Source organism: Citrobacter sp. Cpo091, assembly GCF_030332645.1.
Classification (GTDB): Bacteria; Pseudomonadota; Gammaproteobacteria; order Enterobacterales; family Enterobacteriaceae; genus Citrobacter; species Citrobacter portucalensis.
Genome location: NZ_JAOWHL010000039.1, coordinates 387728 through 411162, shown reverse-complemented (window position 1 = coordinate 411162; position 23435 = coordinate 387728). Strand labels below are relative to the sequence as shown.

Here is a 23435-nt window from a genome sequence, read left to right as displayed (position 1 = left end):
CGCCGCCATCCGGCAACGTAACACGGGGCTAGCGTTTTCTCCCGCCCATCAAACTCCCCAACATGCCGCGGATTATCTGATTGGTAACCTGTCGCGCCGCGCTTTTCGCCACGCTCTGCACTACGCCATCGCGTTTACCGCCGCGCGGTCCGGTGCTGCCAAACAGAATATCCTTCAACCCACCGAGAATACCGCCATCCACATCGACAGCTTTACCGTTGGCGGGAGGTGTATTTTGCTGCTCGGTACTGGCCTGCACGCCTTGCTGTAAACGTTCATAGGCGGACTCGCGGTCGATCTCTTCTTCATATTTACCGTACAACGAAGAGTGATTAATCAGCCCGTTGCGCTCGTCGTCCGTCACCGGTCCCATCCGTGAGCATGGCGCAATCACCATCGCCCGTTCAACCACCGACGGGCTGCCTTTGGCGTCCAGAAACGACACCAGCGCCTCACCGGTTCCCAGCTCCTGAATGGCTTTTTCGGTATCAAATGCCGGGTTGGCGCGCATGGTTTGCGCCGCGCTTTTCACCGCTTTCTGGTCTTTAGGGGTGAACGCGCGCAGGGCATGTTGCACACGGTTTCCCAACTGGCCGAGCACGTTGTCCGGAATATCCGACGGGTTTTGCGAGACGAACCACACGCCGACCCCTTTCGAGCGGATCAGGCGGATCACCTGTTCGATTTTATCCAGCAGCACCTGCGGGGCATCGTTGAACAGCAGGTGCGCTTCATCGAAGAAGAACACCAGTTTTGGTTTCTCCAGATCGCCCGCTTCCGGCAACTGTTCATACAGCTCGGAGAGCATCCACAGCAGGCTGGCGGCGTACAGTTTGGGCATCTGGTAGAGCTTCTCGGCGCTGAGGATATTAATCATCCCTTTGCCGCTGGCGTCGGTACGCATCCAGTCTTTGATGTCCAGCATCGGTTCGCCAAAGAAGTGTGCCGCTCCCTGCTGCTCCAGCGACAGCAGCCCGCGCTGGATCGCCCCGACCGAGGCGCTACTGATATTGCCGTACTGATTCTGGAAGGATTTAGCGTTATCGCCAATGTACTGGGTGATAGCCCGCAGGTCTTTGAAATCGAGCAGCAACAGACCCTGGTCATCGGCAATGCGGAAGATTATATCCAGCACGCCGGACTGCACGTCGTTGAGGTTCAGCAGACGGGCCAGCAGCAGCGGACCGAGGTCAGATACCGTGGCCCGCACGGGATGACCTTTTTCGCCGAAGATATCCCACACCGTGACCGGATTAGCATGCGGTTGCCAGTCAGTAATACCGATATTTTTCAGGCGGGCGAGCAGCTTGTCAGAGGCTTGTCCTTCCTCGGCTACGCCGGTCAAGTCACCTTTCACATCGGCCATAAATACCGGAACGCCAATCTCGGAAAGCGATTCGGCCAGCTTCTGTAGCGTGACGGTTTTACCGGTCCCGGTCGCGCCGGTAATCAGCCCGTGACGGTTGGCCATGCCTGGCAATAAAAACAGTTCGGTGTCCGGCGTGCGGGCAATTAGCAGGGGTGCGCTCATTGAGATTTCCTCCATTTATCCTGCCTGGAGTATAGGCAACCGTGACGCACTCTTCACCGCTAAATTGCGGAGATTGTGAGGAGAATTTAACCTGTCTGGAATAGCGGAGAGAATAGCCGGGAAGCTTACGCCACCCGGCAAAGATGATCAGAAGTCTGCTTTAAGCACTACGCGGTAGCGGGCCTTACCGTCACGCACGTGCTGGATGGCTTCGTTAATTTGCGACATCGGGTACAGTTCGGTGGTGGGCGACACCTTGCTGCGCCCGGCAAACTTCATCAGTTTGCGCAGTTCGAACGGCGTACCTGTTGCCGAACCGGAGATGCTGCGATCGCCGGCTATTAAGGTGAACGCCGGAACCGGCAGCGGCTTCAGCACCGCACCGACGGTATGGAAGTTACCGCCGTAGGCCAGCGCTTCAAAATAGGGCTGCCAGTCGAGATCGACGTTAACCGTATTAATAATGAGATCGAACTGGCCCGCCAGCGCTTTTAGCGCATCCGGATCGCGGCTGTTGACCACCTTATCCGCTCCCATCGCCAGCACTTCCTGCTCTTTCGCCGGATTGGAGCTGAACGCGGTCACTTCGCAACCCATCGCGTGTAACAGCTTAATGGCGATATGCCCCAGGCCGCCGATGCCGATCACCCCGACGCGGCTGGTGGCGGTGATATGGTGCATCAGCAGCGGTTTGAACACCGTGATGCCGCCGCACAGTAATGGGCCAGCTGCCGCCAGATCGATACTCTCCGGTAGCGGGATCACCCACTGCCAGTCGGCCCGCAGCTTCTCGGCAAAGCCGCCGCGATTAAGAATTGTGGGAACAGACCCTTCAAGGCAGTTGATCTGATTACCGCTGATACAGGCATCGCAGTGCCCGCAGCTGCGTGCCGTCCAGCCAACGCCGACGCGCTGACCAACCTTCAGACCTTTATCCTGCGCCGCGCTGCCGAGCGCTGCCACACGGCCAATCACCTCATGCCCGGCAACCAGCGGATACTGAGAGAATCCCCATTCGTTGTCGATCATCGACAAATCGGAATGGCAGATACCGCAGTAATCGACCTGGACTTCGACATCTTCCGGCTTAAGCTCGCCCGCATTATATTCATAGAGTTCGAGTTCGCTGCCCGCCGCTTTTGCAGCGTAGCTTTTTATCATCGACATCGTGTTTCCCTCAGTGTGGTGTTGAACTGGAAGTGTAGAGCATGGGGAAACGGGACGCTTCGCAGAAGGGGGGATTAAGGCCTTTTCTGCAGCAGCGCATTGAGCCACATTTCGTCACGGTCGGGACGCTTATCGCGCGTTGTCCAACTGCTGATTAGCGTGATATCCGTCAGCGGTGCAATCAGCTTTTCCAGCCTTTGCTCGGTGAGATCGGTAAAGTGGCGGCCGTCTTTCACTCGTTCAGTTTCACCGTATTTGAACGACACATACCAGGTACCGCCCTTTTTAAGCGCATGGGCGAGTTTGCTCATTACGCTCGGTAACTCTTCGGCACTTACATGCAGCAACGACGCACAGCACCAGATACCATCATAGTGTTCAATATCGGCGATATCGTTGAATGTCATCCGTCTGACGTGCAGCCCGGCATGCTGGCTGGCAAGGTTAACCATTTCCGATGAGGCGTCGAAAGCCTCGACCCTATACCCCTTCTCAAGAAATGCTTTGCTGTCGCGCCCCGAGCCGCAACCCGCATCCAGAATACACCCGCCTTCTGTGATGCGTTGCAGAAAAGGTTGATAAAGCGACTCCATATCGACATTAACCGTCGAGCTGAAAAAATCTTGCGCATGGCGCTGGTAATATTCAAGGGTCATCAGAATGTATCCGTTCCTTGTGCAATGGGTTCCCACTGGTGAAAGAGTATTTTAATCGCCTCGTTCCAGCTGTCGTTCAAAAATGTGTTTCTCTGCGCCTGGGTTGCACCGGTCTGACGAATCAACGTTTCACGCAGCGGAAGATGGCTGTTAATGAAGTATTCATTTCGGTCCCGTAGCCGCTGGAGTAGCCTGGTCGAAGGAAGTTGGGCAAATTTACCTTTCCCACCGCGGTTACACTCCTTGCAGGCGAGGACCAGATTCCAGACGCCATCGATATTCGCCACCTGTCCCCGTGCTTTCCACGGAATAAAATGATCAACATCAGCGAAAGTGTCATCGCCAGCTTGCAGGCTGATGGGGGCAAAACAGTAGAAGCAGCGTCCCTTCTGATAACCATTCAGGCTGTCCCGACAACTGGAGATCGCCACCCGTCGATCGCTGTTCCTGCTAAACAACATTTGGTCATCGTTGTCATATTCGACGTTAATCAGGTGGCTGGAGATATTCATTGCCCAGCCCTGCTCGACCAGGTTCCAGCGTGCATCTGTTTCAAAGCTGAAGTTTCGGTATTGCAGACGTTCACCCAGATTGTAAAAGTTATCCGTCATCCGGATGCCTTTATGCGTTTTGCGCTCATCGATAAAAAAGCGTTTCTCAATCTCACCCTGATTCACATTGTGAAAGGCATCGAGCACGTTGTTAAACCCCTGGCGGACGGTGATGGTGGTGAGTTCATCACGTGTAATTTCACCGTTATTAAATTGCGTACAAGCGGCAATAAATTGGCTGCTGCGTGAAGTGATCTGCCTTGGTGCATGTTTGAGATGGCGGCATAAATGGCCGCTGAACGGCACGGCCAGATCCTCAAGCGCGATCAGATCGCTGCCGTCAGGTTTGAGATCGTACAAAGCGTGGGCGAGGGCAAACTTGTAGGAAGCTACATTTTTGCCGAAAAGGATAATCCCGCGCCAGTAATTCTCCAGCGTGGGTTCAACCTGATAGAAACGCATAACGGTGTCCTGAGCGCGGTGAGTAACCGCTATTACGTGATTCAGTAACGACATCTCATAGTAAACGGCAGCAAATGTAAACCGAGCGGGTCACGTTGCATTTTTTTGCGAAGCGGATTCCTAAAATAATCAGGTTAAGGGTGAGAAGCGCAGGGGCAAACAGGGGAGTAGAGAGGCCGAACAGGAATGACGCTGTTTTTTTCGACACTTAGCGAGACTATCGCATGCTGGTGCTTGCATGGTGGCGCATGACAGGTATAATCCACAACGTTTTCCGCATCCCTTCCGTGCCGGAGTGGCGAAATCGGTAGACGCAGTTGATTCAAAATCAACCGTAGAAATACGTGCCGGTTCGAGTCCGGCCTTCGGCACCATCGGAAATACAATCAAGTCGCTTAAGGGCGGCTTTTTTTGTGCCTTAATCTGCCCCACAGTGCCTTAGATTTTTCATTCATTGGAAGCTACTTCAGATGTGCGATTTTCATGGCATTTATGCTTCCGCACTAAAGCTGATTCCATTTTCAGATTGTATCGGTTATTTTTATATAAAATAACCGATACAAGGAAGTCGTGATGCAAAACGATAGCTTATGGAGCGAGTTAATAAATCCGTTAATTGTTGCAATAGTAGGAGGCATGATTACCTCATTTTTACAGCATAAAACATTGCAAACAAGTTCCCATAACAAGCTGTTTAAACCAATACCAGAATATGTAATTAATGCTGGCGTCAACACTTTTCTGTATCGTTTGTTTGGTCGAAAGATTAACATCGAAAACGCAAAAATACCTTCGCGAAAGGATTATGTTTTAATTTTCACTTTATCTTTGGGCGTGTTGTTATCGATTGGTTGTTTTTCCTACTTCTCATTAAAGATAGTTATTACTACTCCTGATGGATATACATATCTAAGAAATAATAAAACGGATGAAAGTTTTTTGATTTCGGAAGACTCAGCAATAAGTTACCCCAACAAAAAACAATGGTATTTAGACCAAAATATCTGTCATTCTGATATATATCAAAATATTGCATTAAAAAATAATATGACTTATGAGCTTGTTTATGATGTTTGTACTTCTGTGGGACTTGAAAATGAGAAGGACACTATTAAGAAACGTGTCTTAAAATTCCAAAAAGACAGAGAAATAATAATTGGTATAAATTTTATTTTTATAGCATATTGTATTGTAATGATTACAGCTATATGTGCACCTGCACTTATTTCTCCAAAAATAGTAAGATATAGAGAAAAGTATCTTGAAGATAAGTTTTTGAATAATCACTGATTATTAATTAAAAAACATGAAATATAATTCAAATTTTTATTATGCGAAAATAGCAGCAATTATCCTTTCATGATGAAGGTCAAATAAGAGATTTCAATTATGGAAAAAATGTGGATGATCCGCGGTGATGGCGGAAAATTGTACGATGACTTCGGGGACAAACAGGTTGTTGCAATCGGCTGGTCGCAGCTCGCTCCCTATGTGAAACCGGGATGCTCAAGAGAGCAGTTGTTTACCCGGTATCAGGAGCTTGAGCCACAGACTAAACCAGGCACAGTTCGTTCCGGTGCTTCCCAAGTCTGGCGCTTTGTGAATGAGATGCAGAAAGGTGACTGGGCTATCACTTATTCACCTTCTAATCGGACTTATTTGATAGGGAAAATCGCCTCAGATTTTGAGTTTCATGCCGAGTGGCTTGAAGATGGCATGGGCATCGCTCGTAAAGTGAAGTGGAACGCGGAAGAGATTAAGCGCGATAGTCTGAGCGATGCAACCAGAAACACCCTTGGCTCTACGCTAACGGTTTTTCAGGTGCCTGATTTTGCAGTGAATGAATTAGTGCAGGGCAAAAAGCCTGTCTCAGATGTTGTGCCGGAAGTACCTGTTTCAGATGGAGAGGATGAGGTTGTTTCTAATCCTCTGCGCGACATGGAGATGATCGCTTTTGAAGGTATCAAGGATCGTATCAACCGTCTCGACTGGGATGAGATGCAGAATCTGGTCGCTGGCGTGTTACGCAGCATGGGATATAAAACTCAGGTATCGCCTGCAGGTGCTGACCGTGAGAAAGATATCATTGCTTCGCCTGACGGTTTTGGATTCGAAAATCCGCGCATTATTGTTGAGGTGAAGCACAGACGGGAACAGATGAGTAGCCAGCAAATTCGTAGCTTTATCGGTGGCCGCCATAAAGACGATCGCGGGCTGTATGTCAGTACAGGCGGATTCAGCAAGGATGCGCGCTATGAAGCCGATCGTTCTACAATCCCGTTGACGCTATGGACGCTTGACGATTTGGTCCGCGCGTTAGTGGAAAACTATGAGCAAGTGGATATTGAGACTAAGTTATTGGTTCCACTTAAGAAAACGTATTTGCCTGCATGAGTTTTCGCCGCCTGTTTCTGTATAAACAGGCGGCGATGTAGGCTCTTACGATGAGAGAGCGCTAAATATTTACGCGAACTGGATAGCCTAATGCTCGCAAGGCTTTATTGGTTCTGCCATTTCTGGGAGGCGTATCTTCTGGCCTTGCCCAACCGACCACTTCAGCAATAGAGTTAATACCGTAATGTTGGAATTTGTACTCCTCGTCTTTTCCTGCCAGATAGATCCTTTCCCACATTAATGCAGGTTTTCCACCGTAGAGGACATAGTTGAGTAATTCAGCAATAGTCATACCTTTTTGATTGGTCTGGCTCATGATCCATTTGGTGAATAAAATGGCACGTTCTTCCCTGTTTATGGAATTTTGGGCAGACAGGCCAAACGTTTTAGTACTCATTTTTATCACATGGTCCATCGTGGCATGCGTATAGAAGAATATGTTATGAAGATTATCCTCAGTCAATGAACTAATTTTGCTTTTTGATAAGTGCTCACGAATATAAGGAGCGTAAATTCCTAGGTTGATATCTTCATTAGATGGAGGCCCAGAGAGGCTCTTCCACCATGACAACATATTCATAAGTGCAGCTTGGGGGTCTTTACTATTGGCTTGGTGATAATCCTCAAAAGGATAAGTTTTATCATTTTGATGGACTTGATTGTAATAATACGCATGTAAAAACTGATCGGTTTGCCAAAATGCAGGTGTGTCCTTAGCGACCCAATTAGGCCTGAAGTCATTTATTTGGCTGGATATATTTCGTATTACGGAAAGTGTACTGTCCCATTCTTTATGGAAACTATCTTTTCTTTTATCATTTGCTTTTGGCTTGTCATAATTACTCACACCGCCCCAAACTGGTACACGACGTTTTTTTATAAGCTCTAGTTCTTTTTTATCTTTCTCTATTTTTAATTTTTGTAGCTTCTTTTGTTCGTCGATGATTTCCTGACTGAGGTCAATACAACAATCAAGAAATGCTAAATTATCGAAAAAATCTTCTAATTGCGAGATTAAGTCCGAGTTGTACAAATCACTTTCAGTATAGAAGACACCTGCTTCAATGTTCATATTCCATGCGCGATCGGTAAGGTTTGCTGAACCAATGTATGCCCCATAGCCCTTCCACCAGATGACTTTACTATGAAGGCAGTCGGGTACCAGCTTACAAAAGATGTTGTTCTTCGTATTAATAAGCAATTTAGATAAAAAAGAGGGTGCAACCGGAACAGTATGATCATATCGCATCCAGATATCAAGGCGATGGTGATTTTTTAGACAATGGTCAAGAAGCGTTGTTTTATCATCAGCATAGGCTATTGCTGCTACGACACCGTCAATTTCACAATCCGATGGAGGTAGAAAAGAACTAAAAAACTGCTTATTCAATCCATTTGCAATTAGTTTCATTATTATCTAACCGTACATCATTCCAGATGAAAAGAGAGATTGAGGAATATAGTTCAAAAAAATAACAATAAAAGGCTGACAGATTATTTAACCGAGGAGTGTGACACACTCCTCGATATATTCAGTTCACCCCTAACGCCTTATAAACCGCGTCCACAGGTTCAGAGTAAAAACTGACCTGGAATTTGGTAAACAACTCGGCTGGCACAGTCGGGATATCTACCGCGGAAGACATCGGCAGAAGGACCTTTTTCGCGCCGCTATCGAAAGCAAGTTGTAAGCTAGCCGCCAGATCCTGAACAGGGTTGATTACTCCACCGAGCGTCATGCTACCTAACACGACCATTTGTTCCTGAACGGGTTTCGCCAGTAAAACGGAACACAGCGCAATAAGTGCCGCCAGACTGGTCGCGGTACTTGGTCCAGTATTATGCAATTCGACTACGTGCAGGTGGTACTCATGTTCAGAAAATTTCGCTGTTGCACTAACGCGGCTGAGGTTGCCTTTGAAATAGTCAAATCCAACCCGTATAGCTTCCTTAGCCGAGGTACTTGAGCCCAGACCAGAAACGCTATGCTTGCCATTACCAGCGGTCATCTGAGTTTCGAAGCGATACAGACCCGTCATGCCACTTTCCGCTTGCGTCACTAAATGCACTACGCCTGGCTTTGGCATGCCAGCAGGAATTAATTCGCTGCCGCCCTGTTCTGGCACGCTGACGAAGAATTCTTCCAGCGTCTCGTTATCGATGTAGCTGAAATTCACATCGAAGAACTCCAGACCGCCCAGCTTTTTAAGCTGTTCTTTGACTCGACGGCGGGCTTCCATGGCGTAGGTCAGGCAAACACGGACGTCTTCTTTACTGTAAGAACCATTGGGATGAAGAAGTTTCAGTAAGCCTGAAACTGTGCGCCTTACCGCGATAACGTCGCGCTGGTTGAGGTTATTACCCAGCTTATAGAACTTATCAATCGCGTCGGAGAAACTGCGCTTACGCATTTCCCGCATGTATTCGGCGAGATAATCTGTGATAAGGCCGTAGCGGTTGGTAAAGAATTCCGGGCGCATTTTCGGAATTTCCCAGCCGGGGATATAGGCATGGAAGCGGTCGAAAAATGCCGTGTCGATCATCGCGGCAGGGAAGGGAGCTAACAGATGGCTGGTTTTGACTAATGTCTCTACGCTTTGATTGATGTTGCCGACGAACACCATTGATGCTTTGCCTTCAATCGAATCTCTGCCGCGAGAAAACGAGCCAGACGCCATGTAATCTTTCATGATTTGCACGCCGTCTTTGTCTTTGAAAGTGATCCCTGCCACTTCATCAAACGCGACCACATCCCACATGCCGACCAGGCCAATCTGGCGGCTGGCCATGTTGTAAAACAGGTTTGCTACCGTGGTTTGTCCGCCGGAAACGAGCAGTGAGTTTGGCGAACACTCTTTATAGATGTGACTTTTACCGGTACCGCGTGGGCCCAGTTCGCAGACGTTATAGTTATTTTCCACGAAAGGGATCATGCGGGTGATTAGATGCCACTTGGTTCGCTGCTCAATATTGGCAGGTTCCATACCCACGGAACGTAGCAGGACATCAATCCACTGGTCTCGGTTGAAGTGCGTACGTGCGGTAAATACCTCTTCCATGTCCATATTGGGCATCTGGATAGGTTTAAGCGTCATCAGAGAAAAGGGGGACGTTTTCTGTCCTTCCTCAAAGAAGTAGTTCACGGTGATCATGCACCAGATGCCACCGGTCAACAGCTTCTCGTTGTCCTTGACCATCTGCGGTGGAACCAATGCATCTTTAATGCCGAGGTTGGAGAGCTGGGCTTCGTAAACGTCTTTCTTCTGATTGAGCTTTACCGATACTTTATCAATGATCTTGTAGGATCCTCGCTCACGAATGAGCGATTTCACCTTCTCCGCTTCATCAGGGCGGACGTAGTTATCAGCCAGAATACGCTTAACGTTCTGCAACCCTTGCTCGACGATCTGGTCATCGTCGGAAGCGCAGTACATACCGAGCAGATACTCCAGCACATAGACCGGGACGTTAGCCCCTTCCTTGAGCTGCTTGGTCAGATCTTTACGCACTACCCGACCGCGAAAATGCTGATTCAGTAAGGCGTCCAGATCGTAACCTTCTGCGACGAGTTCCCCTTCGGAGACGGCTGGAACGGGTAAGTCATGATGGGTTTGCATATCGCCTCACTTAAAAGAAATCATCCTGAAATGCCAGATCGATAATCACAGGGTACTTCTGGTAACCCGTTTCCGTTTGTGCATCTTCCAGTATCAGCCAGTACTCATTACGGCGATTGAAATTCGCGCCAATCAGCTTCAGCGTAACGTCACGCACGCGTTTTTCCATTGTGTTGTTATCGCTGTCAAAGCAGATTCGCTCTTTACCGGATACCACATTATTGGCGTTGTCGACGATGAAGATATTCAGGGTACGCGGTTCGTATAACTCACCTACCGGATGGGTTTGCAGCAGGCTGACTTTATCAATGTTATTGACGAGTTTGATCAGCGGATGGTAGTTCACGATGTCTACCGGACGACGCTGAGGTTGCTTTTCTGCAGCGGTTTTCTGCAGCGCTTTCACCTGCAATACGGGAACACAGACTTCCTGAAGCATGGCACCACCGTGGACAAACCGCGCTCCACCTGAGAAATGGAAACGCTGGATCCCTTTCGGAATCAGGAACTCGCTGCTATCGCTGACGCCTGCGGTATCCGCCACTTTTCCTTTCCAGCAAAAATCATCGGCAGGGAGCTGATGACCGATAATAAAGCGTTTGTGGTTTTTAATCGTATTGTCTGGCTTGATCTGCAGCGTGGTTTTATCCTGCCCGGAAAGGGGCTGCTGCTGGAACAGGAAACCATGGTCCGCCGTGACGATAATGCGTGTACCATGAAGACGGTTTATTACACGGGTCACTAAATCCTTCAGTTCAACCACCGCGTTGCGGCACGCTTCGAAGGTCTTCTCTTCCGTAGATGCGCTGTCACCCATGGCATCAATGGTGTTATGCCAGATATAGACGACTTCGTAATCGCGAATAAGATCCCGTCCTTCCTGATTTTTCCATTTCAGCAGATCGTCCGATTTTACTGCCATCCCTTTATATTTCTTCAGAATGCTATCGCGGTTAGGCGTACCTGAGGTGGATAACCCGTCCGCATAAACGATGTCAACACTACCCGATTGGTAGCATATCTCGTCATGTGGCAGCAATGCCGCCATTCCCAGCTGGGTATAGCTGGGTAACACGCCCAACTGGGAACGCAGTTCGGCAGTAAAGCGTTTCTCGGTATTGATCTGGTTGCCCAGCTCTTCTGCCACTTCATAACGCAGCGCATCGGAGATAATCACGAACACACGCTTGATTTGTGGATTGTTAAACTGTGGCTTAACCACATCATTGTAGAAGTTCTGCTGCCGTGGAACGCCCGCAATACGCCACTCCTGCATACGGTTTTCGGCTTCCAGAACCTTATTCCAGCTCCGGCTTAATTCTGCCAGGTACCAGTTGGAATACAGCGCTTCGATATAGTCATCCAGGCTTTTCAGGATCATTGCGCCTTTACTGTGAACCAACAGCGCGTATTCGTTAAACAGGCGGTAGGCCTGGTCAAAGCGGAACAGCTCTTCGCAGTACGCTTTCCAGAACGTTGCGCTGTCCTGATAGTGGAAACCATCAATATGACGATTGCGCAGATTCAGCAGCCGCTCAGCCTGACGAAGCGCATCATAAATAGCGTAGTATTCCTGACGCGTCTGGCACCAGTATTTGCTCTGGCGTTCAGACAGAAGCTTCTTGAAGGCTTCACGGTCAAGCGTGGTGCTCTCTTCCAGAAGCTGCGTCACCAGCGCATGAATAATGGTCTGTTCAATGCTCAGCGTGGTTTCGCACTCGTGTAAATCATAAGGTGAGCTGAGACGGTACTGATCTTCTGGTCGCAGTGCATCCTGCATCAGCTGTGCGCAATAATCATAGGCTTCTTTGTAGCGACGGTCGGCACGCCAGGTGACCATAAAGGCCAGCGCGGATGCTCTGCCTGAAGGTGTGGTCAGCACATTTATTTCCAGCCATTCGCGTTTCTGCGGATCAGCCTGTGCGGAAAGATCGGTACAGAACAGCTTGAGGATCAGATTTTCCAGCGAAGGATGTTCGGCTTGGTAGCCCATTTCCTGATTAAGAATGGCCCACAGCACGTCTTCCAGGTCGTGGCGTTTCAGCATCGCCAGCGTGTTTTCCAGGTCGCTGTCGTCATCTTTCTGCTGATTAACGTATTGGGTAATCAAGCTGAACAGAATCTCTTCCGTTTTTGCTGTTTTTACGCCAGTGATGACCGCAACCATCTTCTTATCAAGAGAGGCTTCGTTTTCCTGCTCAGTGACCAGGCTTTTTAAGGCAGAAAGACGTTTAGTGCTGAAGAATGCTTTCCGACGTTGAATATGTTCACGCAGACCAAACTGCGGAATGCCTAACGTATTCAGCGTGATGGCGGCGAAATCTGCATGGAACTCCGTACTGTAAAGACGAATATCCAGCAGCCAGTCGAACTCTTTGGGAGGCACGTCGTGGGGAAACCATAGCAAAAACTGCTGTTCAGGTTCATCAATTTCAATACGCTTTTTCACCGCCAGCTGTGACTGGTCGGTCATGTCGAGCAGCGTGACGTTCTCCAGTTCGAGGTTACCCAGCTCTTCGAGGAAACGCTTATCGGGATCGTGCCAGAAAACGATGCGATGTTCGGCGAATTTAGCTTTAAGGCCGGCAATAAATTCCTGATTTTGCAAGGTCACAATCCCATGTTGATTCGGTAAATTCGAAGATGTCAGAGCGCCTGGAAACTGTGTTCTGCGCCCTGACACAAAACCGCATTTTATCATGAACTGGAGGTGACGGATGACTGAATAAGGCCGGTTTCCCGTATCGAGATCACCACCGAGCTGAAGCCCGGTGGTGCGGGAAGGAATGCTATCTGACTTAAATCACCTCAGGGGCATTGCCGGTAATGGCTTTCACATCCGCCAGCAGATCGCCAAATTTACCGTAGTTAACCTTAACGCCGTCGTCGAGATCAATACTGATTCGCATATCAGCATAGTGGCGTAAGCGATCGTCGAAGCTGCGCAGTTCGTTGAATTTCTTACTCAGGCTGTCACGTTCACGTTTCAGACGGGTGGCATCGCCGCCGGAGGCACCATCGATCTGTTCGTTCAGGCGATCGATATTGGCCTGGTAGCGCGCCAGCAGTGGAACCACATATTCTGTACGCATTCTCGCCAGCGTCGCGTCGTTGTAGCGATGCAGATAGACCAGGCACTCGAACGCTTTCTCTTTACCAGAGCTAAATAGCCAGTAGATCGGGCGCTTTTTATACATCTTCAGATGATCTTTCCAGAATTGGGTGGAAAGATAGCGACGGATTGTATCCAGCGCAGATTCGCCTTTTTTCGGCTTAATCGCGTATAAACAGAGACTTTCAGCGATAAATTCGAGATTTTCCTGCAAGTGTTCTTCGCCCCAGACGGTGCGGACAAACTCTTTGACGCGAGAGGTGACGTCATCGTCAAACCACTCGTCATCCATCAGCGGCAGGATGCCATCGTTATCGGCAGGGAAGGTTTTGTAGGCGCCTTCGGCGACAAGTTCGGTAAAGCCTTTGTTACCTTCGTGGGCGTAGATGAGACCTTCGCGATCGAGGGAGTAGCGGCCCATCATGCAGCCGATGGTGTAGGATAATAAAGACGATAATTGTTCTGAACGCAATCTTTTTTGTTTATCTTCACTAGTTAAATCTAATGGATAAAGATAATTTGAGTTGCATGACAGAGTAACATCTTCAAGTTTTATATTATTACTTATTACAGATGTTAATAAATATTTCTCTGTGGCCAGTTCATTTAATTTTTTTTCCTGGTAAATATAATTATGTATTCTTTCGTTTGATAAGTGGCAAAAATTTTTATGAGCTTCACTTATGCTTGATTTAATGTTTAAAAGAACATGTTTTGTGAAGTCAAAAGAAATCTCATTATCATTCCAGTCGCCTTTGCTAATTTCCACCAGATTCTTAGTGATCTCACTTATCTGTTGAACTTCGTCTTGAGTAAAATTGGCAACAGGTAATGATAATACGTCAGTTACTTGCGTGGTAATCGTGGGGTTAAAAGCTTGTAAAATATGTTGCAAAGCCTTTGAATTAAGTATTCCTAAAGTGAAATAATCACACTCAAAATTACTGTTAAAGATAGTTGATGAGGATGAGTCGTATTCTGTTAGCTCTCTTTTAATTCTGAAGCTTTGTTTTCCAGATGTAATTCTTGACCAGCAGATACCTTCACGATTTCTGAAGGTTTCTGGGTATATACCACCTTTACTTTCGTAATAAGAAATAGCTTCCCTAGAAAAATCGATTACAAAGCACTCATTCCCATAGTATTTTTTATACTCACCACCTTTAACGTAATAATTCCATTTGGATTCTAACTTAGAAACCTCCCAGTGGAATCGTATAAATTTATCTCCTCCATGAGTTTTAATTCTTCCACCAGATTTGAATTTTGAAGATAATTTTTTATTCTCAAATATAGAGAAATTATTTAACCAATATGCGAACGAAAATGATGGAATTTTGATTAAGGAGTTACTTGAAACATAGTTTTCCCTTTCATTTCTCACCGGAAAGCTTATTGGTTTGGACTCATTATTTAATTCGTAATGCCTTAAACATGAGTAATGACTAGGGTAATGTTCAATTCTGCTATTAAGCATAATGTATGCTGACGTGCCAAAACTAATTCCTAATGCAGTCTTGCCTTTTCCATCATAAGGCATATGGATCAAATCAATGACGGTTTTATTATTTAGTATACGTTCTCTCATTTTTTCAAAAGACGATAAAAACATCCAAGATTCCATTACGATCATGCTATTAGTGCCATGTTCTTTTGATAATTCAAAAGCATGAAGCATAAATAATGAAAATAAGTCTAACTTTGCATCTGAGTAATTTATCTTTGTATAATCCTTTATGTCTTCATTCATCCAATTACTACCCATATACGGTGGATTCGCCACCACCGCGTCATACCGCTGCGCCAGTATCCACGCCTGCTGAATATACGGAATAAACGCTTTCGCTGCCGTTTTCTGTTGGAAATCCCCTTCCTGCTCCAGGCGATACAGCGCATCAAGAAACGCCTTCAGTTCCGCTTCTTCCTCCTGCGGGACTTGAATCAGCGAGCCCAGCGTTTTGGCATTCACAAAGCGCTTCAGCGTACGCATTAACAGCTGATATTCCGCGCTGTCGGCATGGGGCAATGCGGTATTTTCCGCAAACATATCTCCCATGCTGCCGGTCTGGTTCTGCTGATGAAAGTTCAGCTGCTGCCACAGCTTAGCAATATCCAGATGCAGGCTTTCCTGCAGGGAGACAATATTCAGGCGCACGTCGCGGGTGAATATCCGGCGGTCATCCTGACGGGCCATCATTAATAAGGCAAAGCCGGAAAGCTGGGCAGCACGGTCGTCAATATCGAGACCAAAAATATTATTTTCCAGAATCAGCTGTGGAATATCGCGAGCACGGTAGCCGCGCTCTTCGTAGATATTTTTCAGCACATTATAGGCTTCAATCAAAATGTGCCCGGAGCCGCAGGCTGGGTCGAGCACCTTGATGCTTTCCGGTTCAATACTGGAAGGCGTAATGGCTGCCAGTTGTGCCTGCACTTCTGGCGTCTGTTCGGCTGGCTCAATGTAGTAGTCCATTTTGCCTTTCAGCGGCGAGTCTGGGTAGGTCTGCAACCACTGGCGGCCGATGGAGTTTTGCACCAGATACTGTACAATCCAGTTTGGGGTAAATAGCTGGGTGGCGGCAGGAATATCTTCGCTCTTTACCACCTTACCGATAACAGCATCTTTTTTCTCAGTAATATAGAACTGATACAGCCAACCGATAACCTCAACTTCTTGCCAGTCTTCTTCCGGAATACCGTCCACCAGACCGCGCAGAATCGAGTCAGTACGGGTCAGGTTATCCGGCAGTAGAAGTTCAGCTTCATCGTCGACCGCTTCAAACAGGAACGGCATCGCGCGGTGCAGGGCGTGGCACTGGGCCAGCAGCAGGTCACGGTAGATGGCTTCGTCCTGGTTACCGGACAGCTTCATTTCGACCAGTTGCGCCTTTTTTTCCGGCAGTAGCGCTTCCGCCACTTCCGGCACATGGTCCAGCACTTCAAAGCCGGTTGGATTATCCGGGTGCGAGAGCATGCGGAAACCGTGGTCAAGATAACCCTGGATCTCCATATAGCGAATGGCGCACAGGCGGTTGAACCAGGTGTAGGCACAGTGCTCAACCAGCACGTCAAAGCCCTGCTCGCGGGCGCATTTTACCAGACGATCGCGGCGGGTAAGGGTGGATTTAGGGTAGTCGAACTGGCCATAGCGCACGGTTTCACCGACGCTCTCGGCATCAGCAATCTGCAAAGTGCCTTTTTTATCGACGGAAATCCCCAACGTGGTCAGCTTCTGGATCACCGCATCGCGGAACTGGTTACGGGCCTGTGGTGCGTATTTTTTGATGTTATTGGTATTCATAGAAAATCCTGCAAAGGGCAGCAGAGCGCTGCCCTGAAATGGGGGTTACTGAAGACGAATCCGGTCACCTGCCTCAATGGCTGCCAGCAGGGCAGCACGAAGCGTATCCAGCGCTTTTTCCACCTGCTCAGCGGTTTCCAACACTTCACCACCGGTGGCTTTGCGCATCTCACTGGCGACATTCACCAAATGCGTTTTTTTCGGTACCGGCTGGATAACGGGCTTTTCTACCACAACATAGGTTTGTTCTGACTCGGCAGCATTTTTTGCCTCATTCGCAGCCCGTATCTGGGCTTCCTGCTTTTTACGCAGCTCGTCAATCCACTGGTTAATCTTCTTCTCTGCATCCGTTTGCAGCGCCATTGTCTCTTGCTGTTCCGCCAGAATTTCCGGAATTGACTGGCTGACCTCGGCACGTTTTCTGGCTTTTTGCATCGGCAGCAGAACGCTGTTTTGCAGCTCCGACGTGGCATGCGCTTCCTGCAAGCGTTGACGGCTTTCCTCAATGCGGGCGTCAATGCGTTCCAGAGCGTGCTGGCGGTGCTGTTCAACTAACTGCTGGTTGACGTTCTGCACCTGTTCAATCAACGGTGTGATGCGGTTGAGATGTTTATAAGGTTCAGCCATTTGCCAGATGCTTTCCAGCTCACCCAGCGCTTTTACCGCCACGGCGTCTTTTTCCAGCGCACTGCGGTTGGATTTAAAGCTGCCGTTCAGCGCCGCGCCCAGTTTTTGCCAGGTTGCAAACTGCTTGCGGTAGAAATCGACCAAATCTTCACGATCTTCACTGAAATCCAGAAGCTCATTGGCCTGGCTGGTGACCTTCTCAATCAGGGCAAAATCTTCTTTTTCACTCAGAATGGAATTCAGCAGGCGCAGGCCTGACTCAATCTCATCTTTACCTGGATTGTTTCCACCTTCCGCTTTCGCTTTGAAGACATTCAGCTCTTGCTTCCAGTCATTGAAGACCTGGCGGATATGTTCAACCAGGGCCGGTTCTTCACGTTCGCTAAACGGCTGTTGGGCAATCTCCGCCATAGTTTGTGCGGCTTTGCGAATTTGTGATTCGTCGTGACGGCGAATTTTGTGCAGACGCAGCTCGCTGTGGCGACGGCTGTTATTGAACAGCTCCCACACCTGCTTACGCTCGATATTGTTATTTTGCTGGCTAAAGCTGAATTTGCCTTTGCGCGCCAGACGGGCAACCAGCAGCTTCACTTCTTCTTCTGGCCATCCATAAGGACGGCGGGCAAAGTGGTTGAGAATATCGCGTAAATAAACCGGCTTATTGAACTCGATATTCATGCTGACCCAGGTTTCCACTTCGCGCATCGCGTCAGGATTGGATTCTTCCAGTTCGCCCAGATCCAGCTCCGCATCGTTCTCTACCGTGAGTAGTGCATGGATTTCACGTGCGATATCACCGTTGAACGGGCGCAGCATTTTCAGCTTGGCAAACGTGTTTTCAATCACGTAACGGCAGGCTTCATCCACGATGCTGGATGGCGTCGAAGATTTCTTCGGTAAGCGCTCGCCAATCGCCCAGACGTCAGCTTCGGCAATAAGTGAATCCAGCTGTACGCGGAACATTTTTTCGCGGACACTGTTCTCGCGGGCTTTCTCTGACAGCAAGCTAGCCTGCTCCGGACGTTGCCCAGCGTTGTCTTTGAGGAATTTTTCAGTCTTGACGACCAAATCAATATCGTCCCAGGTACGGGTTTCATTCTGTAGACGAATTAAAATGCATCCGTCCCCTTCTGAGGTATAGGGGCGACAGGCAGCATCGTTGCTATAGAATTCATAGGTCGGATCTTTTGGCGTGAGGATTTTCACCACCAGATCGTTAAGCATTGCGCCGTCTAACGGGTGTCCGTTCAGGAAGCGGCTGATATCAAAGTCCTGCTTATTTGCCGGATAGCGATACTTCCGGTTTTTCAGAATGTCATCAAAGATGATCGATGCCAGTTTTTTATTGATTGCAGAGAAGTCAACTTCGACGTTGCGGATCTCGTTCTCGATCTCTTTTTCTTCGTTGGTCAGGAACACGTATTTATCTTCAACGCGTGCGATCAGCATTAAACGTTCGAGCGTATTCAAGCTTTCTTCAACGCGACGGCGTAGTTCGACTTTATCAGCATCAATTTTGTCGATGGAAAGGGTAACCAGGTTCTCAGGCGTGCTTTTCAGCACATTGACATAACGGATCAGGAACAGCGTTTTCAGTAAGTTGCCATCGAACTCATCAAGGATGCCATTCTGGCAAGCTTGTGTGATAGTGCGGCTGACGGCCGGTTCCAGGAAGCTCTCAATCGCGGCATAAAAACGCCAGAACGGCACCAGAGAATCCAGACCCTGCGGGGCGATTTGCTGTGCCGCAGTCTGGAACGCTTCTAACTGTGAGCGTTCACCCATGGCTAACTGTTTACCGGCAGCGCCTTTAGTACGGATAGATTCAAAGACCTTCTGCAGAATCTGATAGTGCCATGGGACAAACGGGTAGTTATCAATAAACTCTTCTTCACTGGTGTAAGGGCGTAAAGAAGCGCTTGTTGTGGGATCAAAAGCAAGCTGGTTACGTAGAATGTCGCCTTTTTCCTGCCAGACTTTCGCCAGCGCGGGTTTTGCGGCATCGGTTTTCACCAGCAAACGTTTTTGGATAACTTCGGAGGTGTTGGAGCTTGAAAGCTGCAAACGGGTAGAGAAACGGCCCTGAATTTTAGAGAAATCTTGTCCATCTCGGCTGCTCATCCCACCAATGGCCGCATTGATATCTGCCTGGGAGGTAACAATAACCCATGCGCGTCCACCACAGATAACACCCAGGTTTTCAGTGATAGTCTGCAGCTTCAACATCATTTGCGTATTTTTGCCGATGAACTGGCCGACTTCATCCACCATGAAGAGGATGTTTTTGCCGTTTTCATCCAGCCACTCTTTGACCCACTGGCAAAAGTTATTGATATCTAATGGGAAATTCTTATCCAGCTGTTCCACCCATTGACGCGAGGCGTCAACGCTTTGACCGGTGGCCTGGCTTAGGGCTTCTGCCATTTCATCGCTGATGAAATAGTAGGAATCGCGCTCTTTTTCCCAGCTTGAGTCAGTGATAGTGGCGAATGCGGTCTTAAACGCGTCGTATTGGCCGCGTTTAGCCAGCTCACGCTCCAGATGAGCTATGTGCGGAAAATCAGCACAGTAGCCAACCCGTTCGTTAAATACCTTCAGGAAGACTTTAAGGATGGCGTCTTCTTTATCGTCGACGTTAGCACGAGAATCAATATTGAACAGAATCACTTCCGTCGGATGATGGACCGCTTTGTTGATATCAGCGAGGAACAGAGCATCTTTGATTTTGTCTTCAAAGAAGGAGTATGCATTACGTTCTGTACCGTTATGGCTGACTTTGCGGTTAGACAGCAGATACGACAGGATCTTGATAAAGTGTGATTTACCTGAGCCAAAGAACCCTGAAACCCATACGCCAATTTTGTTTTCCATGCGTATGCGCTCTGGACCGGTTGCCGGAACATAAGATTCGAAGAAATGGCGAAGATGTCCTTCCAGTTCCCGGGTGATGACGTATTCATCAAGCTCAATCCAGGCGCTGGCATCGTCCGTCTGTTCGGCTTTCACAACGCCATTAATATTTCGGTCCAGACGTTTCTCAAAGATCTGTTCAATATTCATTGCTGTGCTCTTTAACGAGGATTCAATGTCGCCGCAGGCCCACTTTCGGGTACCAGCCTGAAGGCGCGATAATAATTTCGGGAATCAATGCCCGCCAATGGGGAGAGATCGTGTCCGCTATAGGTTCCCGGATAAAACATCAACAGGGGGGTAAAACCCATAACGTCCTGCAAGGCGCTCATCAGCTCATGGCCGCGAACCAGCGGCCAGGCATTCCCCATACCTGTCAGAATGACAAACTCCTGATTTTGAAGATCGACTTTTTTTGCTATGTAATCCGCGATCTTTTTCTGATTCAACAAGCCAACGAGTTGTTTTTTCAGCGCTTCGGTACCGACTTTCACTTCCTGCTGACAGACGCGCTCAAATAATCCACGTTCAGCGAGCATGTTGATAATGATCTGAAAGATATTAAGGTGCTCAAACTTGTGGTCTTTTTCCAGATTACGAAACAGATATTTCAGATGTTCACGCACCTGTAGCTCATTCTGAGCGGGGTAATCAAAAATCCAGAACCCAATCTCATTACCTGAGCCGTTGTTTTTGAGAAAGCGCTCTTCGCTAATGCGGTTCTGAACCTGTGACAGGCGGTATTCAAGCACGGGATCGATCACCGTTGCCCCTCCAGAATAGAAACCAATTCCTGTTGCCCGAGGCGCTGCAAGGTCGCCTGAGTTTCTGGTAAAAGAAAGACTGACTGGAGATTACGTCGGCGTGGCGTATCCAGATAACCCGCTTCAGCCAGTGCTTTAACCAGGTTGTTACCCATTTTTTTGATGGATGAATCTGAGTAACTGGTGAGTACGGGCTGCTGACGAAGATGGCTGGTCACGAACTCATCCCAGCTATCCATAGGGAGCTTTTCTTTAAATTGTCGGCGCAGATCGTTTACCACTTCAGCCAGGAAGTCTTTAACAACCGGTGAATGGAGTACCAGAGCGACAAATAGCAATTGCTGACGCTCGCGCTCGCTCCCTTCCGCAATAAGTGACCACGCGGCTTTATCAAGCGTATTCAGGCGTAGTTTTATCGTTGTGGCATAGCGCTTTGCAGTATTGGCAGAGGAAGCCTGGAGAATGTTATGACCCACGATCTGCTCTTGCCAGGTCTGTTCATCGGGAGCGGTAAGCATGAGCTCAGCGATGATACGACTTTCCCTGCTCATCAGTGGCCCGCCTAACAGGTCTCCAATCCATGCCTTGTCGTTTTTCATCGTCATATCTACCCTCTGAAGACTGCTATGCAGCTCGCAAAAAAACAAACGATGATTGTAATGGGGGAAGGGGCCGGATGCCATGAGAAAAGGCAATTTGTGAGAGGGTAAGGCCTGGAACACATATGGCCTCATCTCCTTGATTTACTGCCAGCAGTGCGGAAAGTGATCTATTGACATTGAACGTATAATTTCCTAGGGTATGGTCAAGGTTCGCGCAGACCGGTCAGCCTGTAGACAAATTTGCCATCGCGCATATCAAAAACATTGCTATATCAGAGCACTCTTTTCCGCTCTGTGTTTACAGGCCGCAGAGTATTTTATAAAGGAAATGATATGCTCTCAGAATTAGCATTTAATGATGATTTTATTGATCTCCCGCCTCCCGCGAAAGAACAGCTTCGCAAACATGCCCGTTTTCTCAGAAATCATTGTGGTGTTCCTCTTGGACATGCGCAGGAAATGGTTGCATGGTTTTTCCATTTCAAAAACTGGGGTGACTTGACTGCCCGACAAACCCAAAAGACAGATGAAGCAGCCAAGATTAAATTAGCAGAAATACAAGAGTCATTACAGCTGCACAGGGATAATATTCCTCATACTGAATTAGCTGAACTCTCTGCACTCAATGCGTTAGTCGGAACTTTGACAGAAGCGGTAGTGAGTAACCGCATCTCGCAACTCAACCAATATGATATCGTCCTGCTTCATCGTTATCTCTACGATCACGAGTATTGAGGGGGGCCAGTTCCTGTATCGTGGTCTAATGCATTACAAAGAGCGGATCGGTGTCCTATTTTGTTGGCGAAAAGGATATCGGCAGAAGGTAGGATTAGAAGAATTAATCCCCATCTCTATTTCCCTTGGTTTGGCCTACGTGTGTATGGCTATTTAGAAGTTAAAGGTGCTGAGCTGAACTATGATTGCACGGAGCTGGACAGTTATCTATTTCCCACTGTGAATCGACTCGATGCTTTGTTCCGCAGAGAGTGGTTTGTACCTTATTTTGTTGGGTTTGCTACCTATCTTTTACAGACGTTGGCTCAGTCTGGCTATTCAGGACGTTTGTCATTCAGTAGGATTCATAATGAAGGCTTGATTGAAAAAGCGGTTAGCGGTGTTCTTGATAAGAAATTCCAATATAAAAGATATAGCCTTAATGGTAATGACTTAACTGACGGACCGATCGAGAAATTGGTTACAACTTTGCTTGCCATGGGAGGGCGTATCAATCCAACCAGGCAACGGATTGAATTTAGCTTTGGCAAGGAAGGGGCAACGGAATGAATTTCAATCTATTGACCCAATTAAAAGATCTCACCCCTTCCGTTTCTGGTGTACTACTTATCGCGTTAATTCTCTGTACTCTTGCCCGGCAAGGGTGCTTATCTCGGTTATCTTCGCGGCAGTCTTTTTATTTGTTGATGACGGCGATTAGCCTGATTGGAGTTAAATCATTTTTAATATGACTATTTGAATTCATGAGTAATTAAAAAGAAAAGGTATGTGGTGAATCTGATGCTTAAAGCTGAGTATCCGTAGTTGTAGACAATCAAAAAGGCGCCTTCAGGCGCCTCAATCTTTAAACCAATATCAATCCATCAACGTAAACTTCGTCGTGCCTTCAGCGTCTTGCCTGCAATCACTGCGATAAACTCCAGCACCAGTTTTTGTTTGCGTACGGACAGCTTTTCAACTTTTCGCAGTGATGCCATTGTCAGTATCCATACATCAACATTGGCGC

16 protein-coding genes and 1 tRNA gene are annotated in these 23435 nt (G+C 48.0%); 5 read left to right on the top strand and 12 right to left on the bottom strand.

Features of this window, described 5'->3' with window-relative positions; all coding sequences use genetic code 11:
- Positions 1–28 precede the first annotated feature (28 nt).
- The 4 genes from OGY04_RS18280 to OGY04_RS18265 form a co-directional block, all read right to left on the bottom strand.
- Positions 29–1531, bottom strand: a complete 1503-nt coding sequence (locus OGY04_RS18280) for a helicase HerA-like C-terminal domain-containing protein (protein WP_103286020.1) — start codon at positions 1529–1531, stop codon at positions 29–31.
- 147 nt (positions 1532–1678) lie between these two features.
- Positions 1679–2698 carry an NADPH-dependent aldehyde reductase Ahr gene (gene ahr / locus OGY04_RS18275; protein WP_286585801.1) on the bottom strand — a complete coding sequence of 340 codons (1020 nt, stop codon included), beginning with the start codon at positions 2696–2698 and terminating at the stop codon, positions 1679–1681.
- Positions 2699–2772: 74 nt separating this feature from the next.
- Entirely contained in the window at positions 2773–3354 is a 582-nt protein-coding gene (locus OGY04_RS18270) for a class I SAM-dependent methyltransferase (protein ID WP_284880883.1), read from the bottom strand.
- Positions 3354–4367 carry an HNH endonuclease gene (locus tag OGY04_RS18265; protein WP_071446762.1) on the bottom strand — a complete coding sequence of 338 codons (1014 nt, stop codon included), beginning with the start codon at positions 4365–4367 and terminating at the stop codon, positions 3354–3356. Before OGY04_RS18265 ends, OGY04_RS18270 begins: the two co-directional genes overlap by 1 nt.
- A gap of 289 nt (positions 4368–4656) precedes the next feature.
- Here OGY04_RS18265 and OGY04_RS18260 point away from each other — a divergent pair.
- From OGY04_RS18260 to OGY04_RS18250, 3 genes are all read left to right on the top strand, one after another.
- Positions 4657–4741 (top strand) — tRNA-Leu (locus OGY04_RS18260).
- 199 nt (positions 4742–4940) lie between these two features.
- The gene (locus OGY04_RS18255) at positions 4941–5657 is read left to right on the top strand and encodes a hypothetical protein (RefSeq protein ID WP_286585797.1); all 717 of its coding nucleotides are present in this window, start codon (positions 4941–4943) and stop codon (positions 5655–5657) included.
- A 114-nt stretch (positions 5658–5771) separates the two neighbouring features.
- Positions 5772–6761 carry a restriction endonuclease gene (locus tag OGY04_RS18250; RefSeq protein ID WP_286585835.1) on the top strand — a complete coding sequence of 330 codons (990 nt, stop codon included), beginning with the start codon at positions 5772–5774 and terminating at the stop codon, positions 6759–6761.
- 61 nt (positions 6762–6822) lie between these two features.
- Here OGY04_RS18250 and OGY04_RS18245 read toward each other — a convergent pair whose 3' ends face one another.
- From OGY04_RS18245 to brxA, 7 genes are all read right to left on the bottom strand, one after another.
- Positions 6823–8172, bottom strand: a complete 1350-nt coding sequence (locus OGY04_RS18245; protein WP_286585795.1) for an anti-phage END nuclease — start codon at positions 8170–8172, stop codon at positions 6823–6825.
- Positions 8173–8293: 121 nt separating this feature from the next.
- Complete coding sequence (brxL, locus tag OGY04_RS18240; RefSeq protein WP_286585793.1) at positions 8294–10378, bottom strand: protease Lon-related BREX system protein BrxL; 2085 nt, start codon at positions 10376–10378, stop codon at positions 8294–8296.
- A 10-nt stretch (positions 10379–10388) separates the two neighbouring features.
- Positions 10389–12986 (bottom strand): BREX-1 system phosphatase PglZ type A, encoded by a 2598-nt coding sequence (gene pglZ, locus OGY04_RS18235; RefSeq protein ID WP_286585791.1) that lies wholly within the window; start codon positions 12984–12986, stop codon positions 10389–10391.
- A 190-nt stretch (positions 12987–13176) separates the two neighbouring features.
- Positions 13177–16791 carry a BREX-1 system adenine-specific DNA-methyltransferase PglX gene (gene pglX, locus OGY04_RS18230; RefSeq protein WP_286585790.1) on the bottom strand — a complete coding sequence of 1205 codons (3615 nt, stop codon included), beginning with the start codon at positions 16789–16791 and terminating at the stop codon, positions 13177–13179.
- 45 nt (positions 16792–16836) lie between these two features.
- Entirely contained in the window at positions 16837–20478 is a 3642-nt protein-coding gene (brxC, locus tag OGY04_RS18225; RefSeq protein WP_286585789.1) for a BREX system P-loop protein BrxC, read from the bottom strand.
- Positions 20479–20489: 11 nt separating this feature from the next.
- Positions 20490–21092, bottom strand: coding sequence for a BREX-1 system protein BrxB (gene brxB / locus OGY04_RS18220; RefSeq protein ID WP_286585788.1), 603 nt, complete (start codon positions 21090–21092; stop codon positions 20490–20492).
- Entirely contained in the window at positions 21089–21691 is a 603-nt protein-coding gene (gene brxA, locus OGY04_RS18215; protein WP_109220890.1) for a BREX-1 system protein BrxA, read from the bottom strand. Before brxA ends, brxB begins: the two co-directional genes overlap by 4 nt.
- Before the next feature lie 336 nt (positions 21692–22027).
- Between brxA and OGY04_RS18210 the strand changes: the two genes are divergently transcribed.
- Complete coding sequence (locus OGY04_RS18210) at positions 22028–22429, top strand: hypothetical protein (RefSeq protein ID WP_286585787.1); 402 nt, start codon at positions 22028–22030, stop codon at positions 22427–22429.
- 141 nt (positions 22430–22570) lie between these two features.
- Positions 22571–22978, top strand: a complete 408-nt coding sequence (locus tag OGY04_RS18205) for a hypothetical protein (protein WP_286585786.1) — start codon at positions 22571–22573, stop codon at positions 22976–22978.
- A 314-nt stretch (positions 22979–23292) separates the two neighbouring features.
- Here OGY04_RS18205 and OGY04_RS23245 read toward each other — a convergent pair whose 3' ends face one another.
- Entirely contained in the window at positions 23293–23406 is a 114-nt protein-coding gene (locus OGY04_RS23245) for a hypothetical protein (RefSeq protein WP_502872420.1), read from the bottom strand.
- Positions 23407–23435 lie beyond the last annotated feature (29 nt).

What these genes read in the sequence shown, in the direction of transcription:
- OGY04_RS18280 (WP_103286020.1), bottom strand. Translation starts at nt 1,531, where the DNA reads ATGAGCGCACCCCTGCTAATTGCCCGCACGCCGGACACCGAACTGTTT.
- ahr (WP_286585801.1), bottom strand. Translation starts at nt 2,698, where the DNA reads ATGTCGATGATAAAAAGCTACGCTGCAAAAGCGGCGGGCAGCGAACTC.
- OGY04_RS18270 (WP_284880883.1), bottom strand. Translation starts at nt 3,354, where the DNA reads ATGACCCTTGAATATTACCAGCGCCATGCGCAAGATTTTTTCAGCTCG.
- OGY04_RS18265 (WP_071446762.1), bottom strand. Translation starts at nt 4,367, where the DNA reads ATGCGTTTCTATCAGGTTGAACCCACGCTGGAGAATTACTGGCGCGGG.
- OGY04_RS18255 (WP_286585797.1), top strand. Translation starts at nt 4,941, where the DNA reads ATGCAAAACGATAGCTTATGGAGCGAGTTAATAAATCCGTTAATTGTT.
- OGY04_RS18250 (WP_286585835.1), top strand. Translation starts at nt 5,772, where the DNA reads ATGATCCGCGGTGATGGCGGAAAATTGTACGATGACTTCGGGGACAAA.
- OGY04_RS18245 (WP_286585795.1), bottom strand. Translation starts at nt 8,172, where the DNA reads ATGAAACTAATTGCAAATGGATTGAATAAGCAGTTTTTTAGTTCTTTT.
- brxL (WP_286585793.1), bottom strand. Translation starts at nt 10,378, where the DNA reads ATGCAAACCCATCATGACTTACCCGTTCCAGCCGTCTCCGAAGGGGAA.
- pglX (WP_286585790.1), bottom strand. Translation starts at nt 16,791, where the DNA reads ATGAATACCAATAACATCAAAAAATACGCACCACAGGCCCGTAACCAG.
- brxC (WP_286585789.1), bottom strand. Translation starts at nt 20,478, where the DNA reads ATGAATATTGAACAGATCTTTGAGAAACGTCTGGACCGAAATATTAAT.
- brxA (WP_109220890.1), bottom strand. Translation starts at nt 21,691, where the DNA reads ATGAAAAACGACAAGGCATGGATTGGAGACCTGTTAGGCGGGCCACTG.
- OGY04_RS18210 (WP_286585787.1), top strand. Translation starts at nt 22,028, where the DNA reads ATGCTCTCAGAATTAGCATTTAATGATGATTTTATTGATCTCCCGCCT.
- OGY04_RS23245 (WP_502872420.1), bottom strand. Translation starts at nt 23,406, where the DNA reads ATGGCATCACTGCGAAAAGTTGAAAAGCTGTCCGTACGCAAACAAAAA.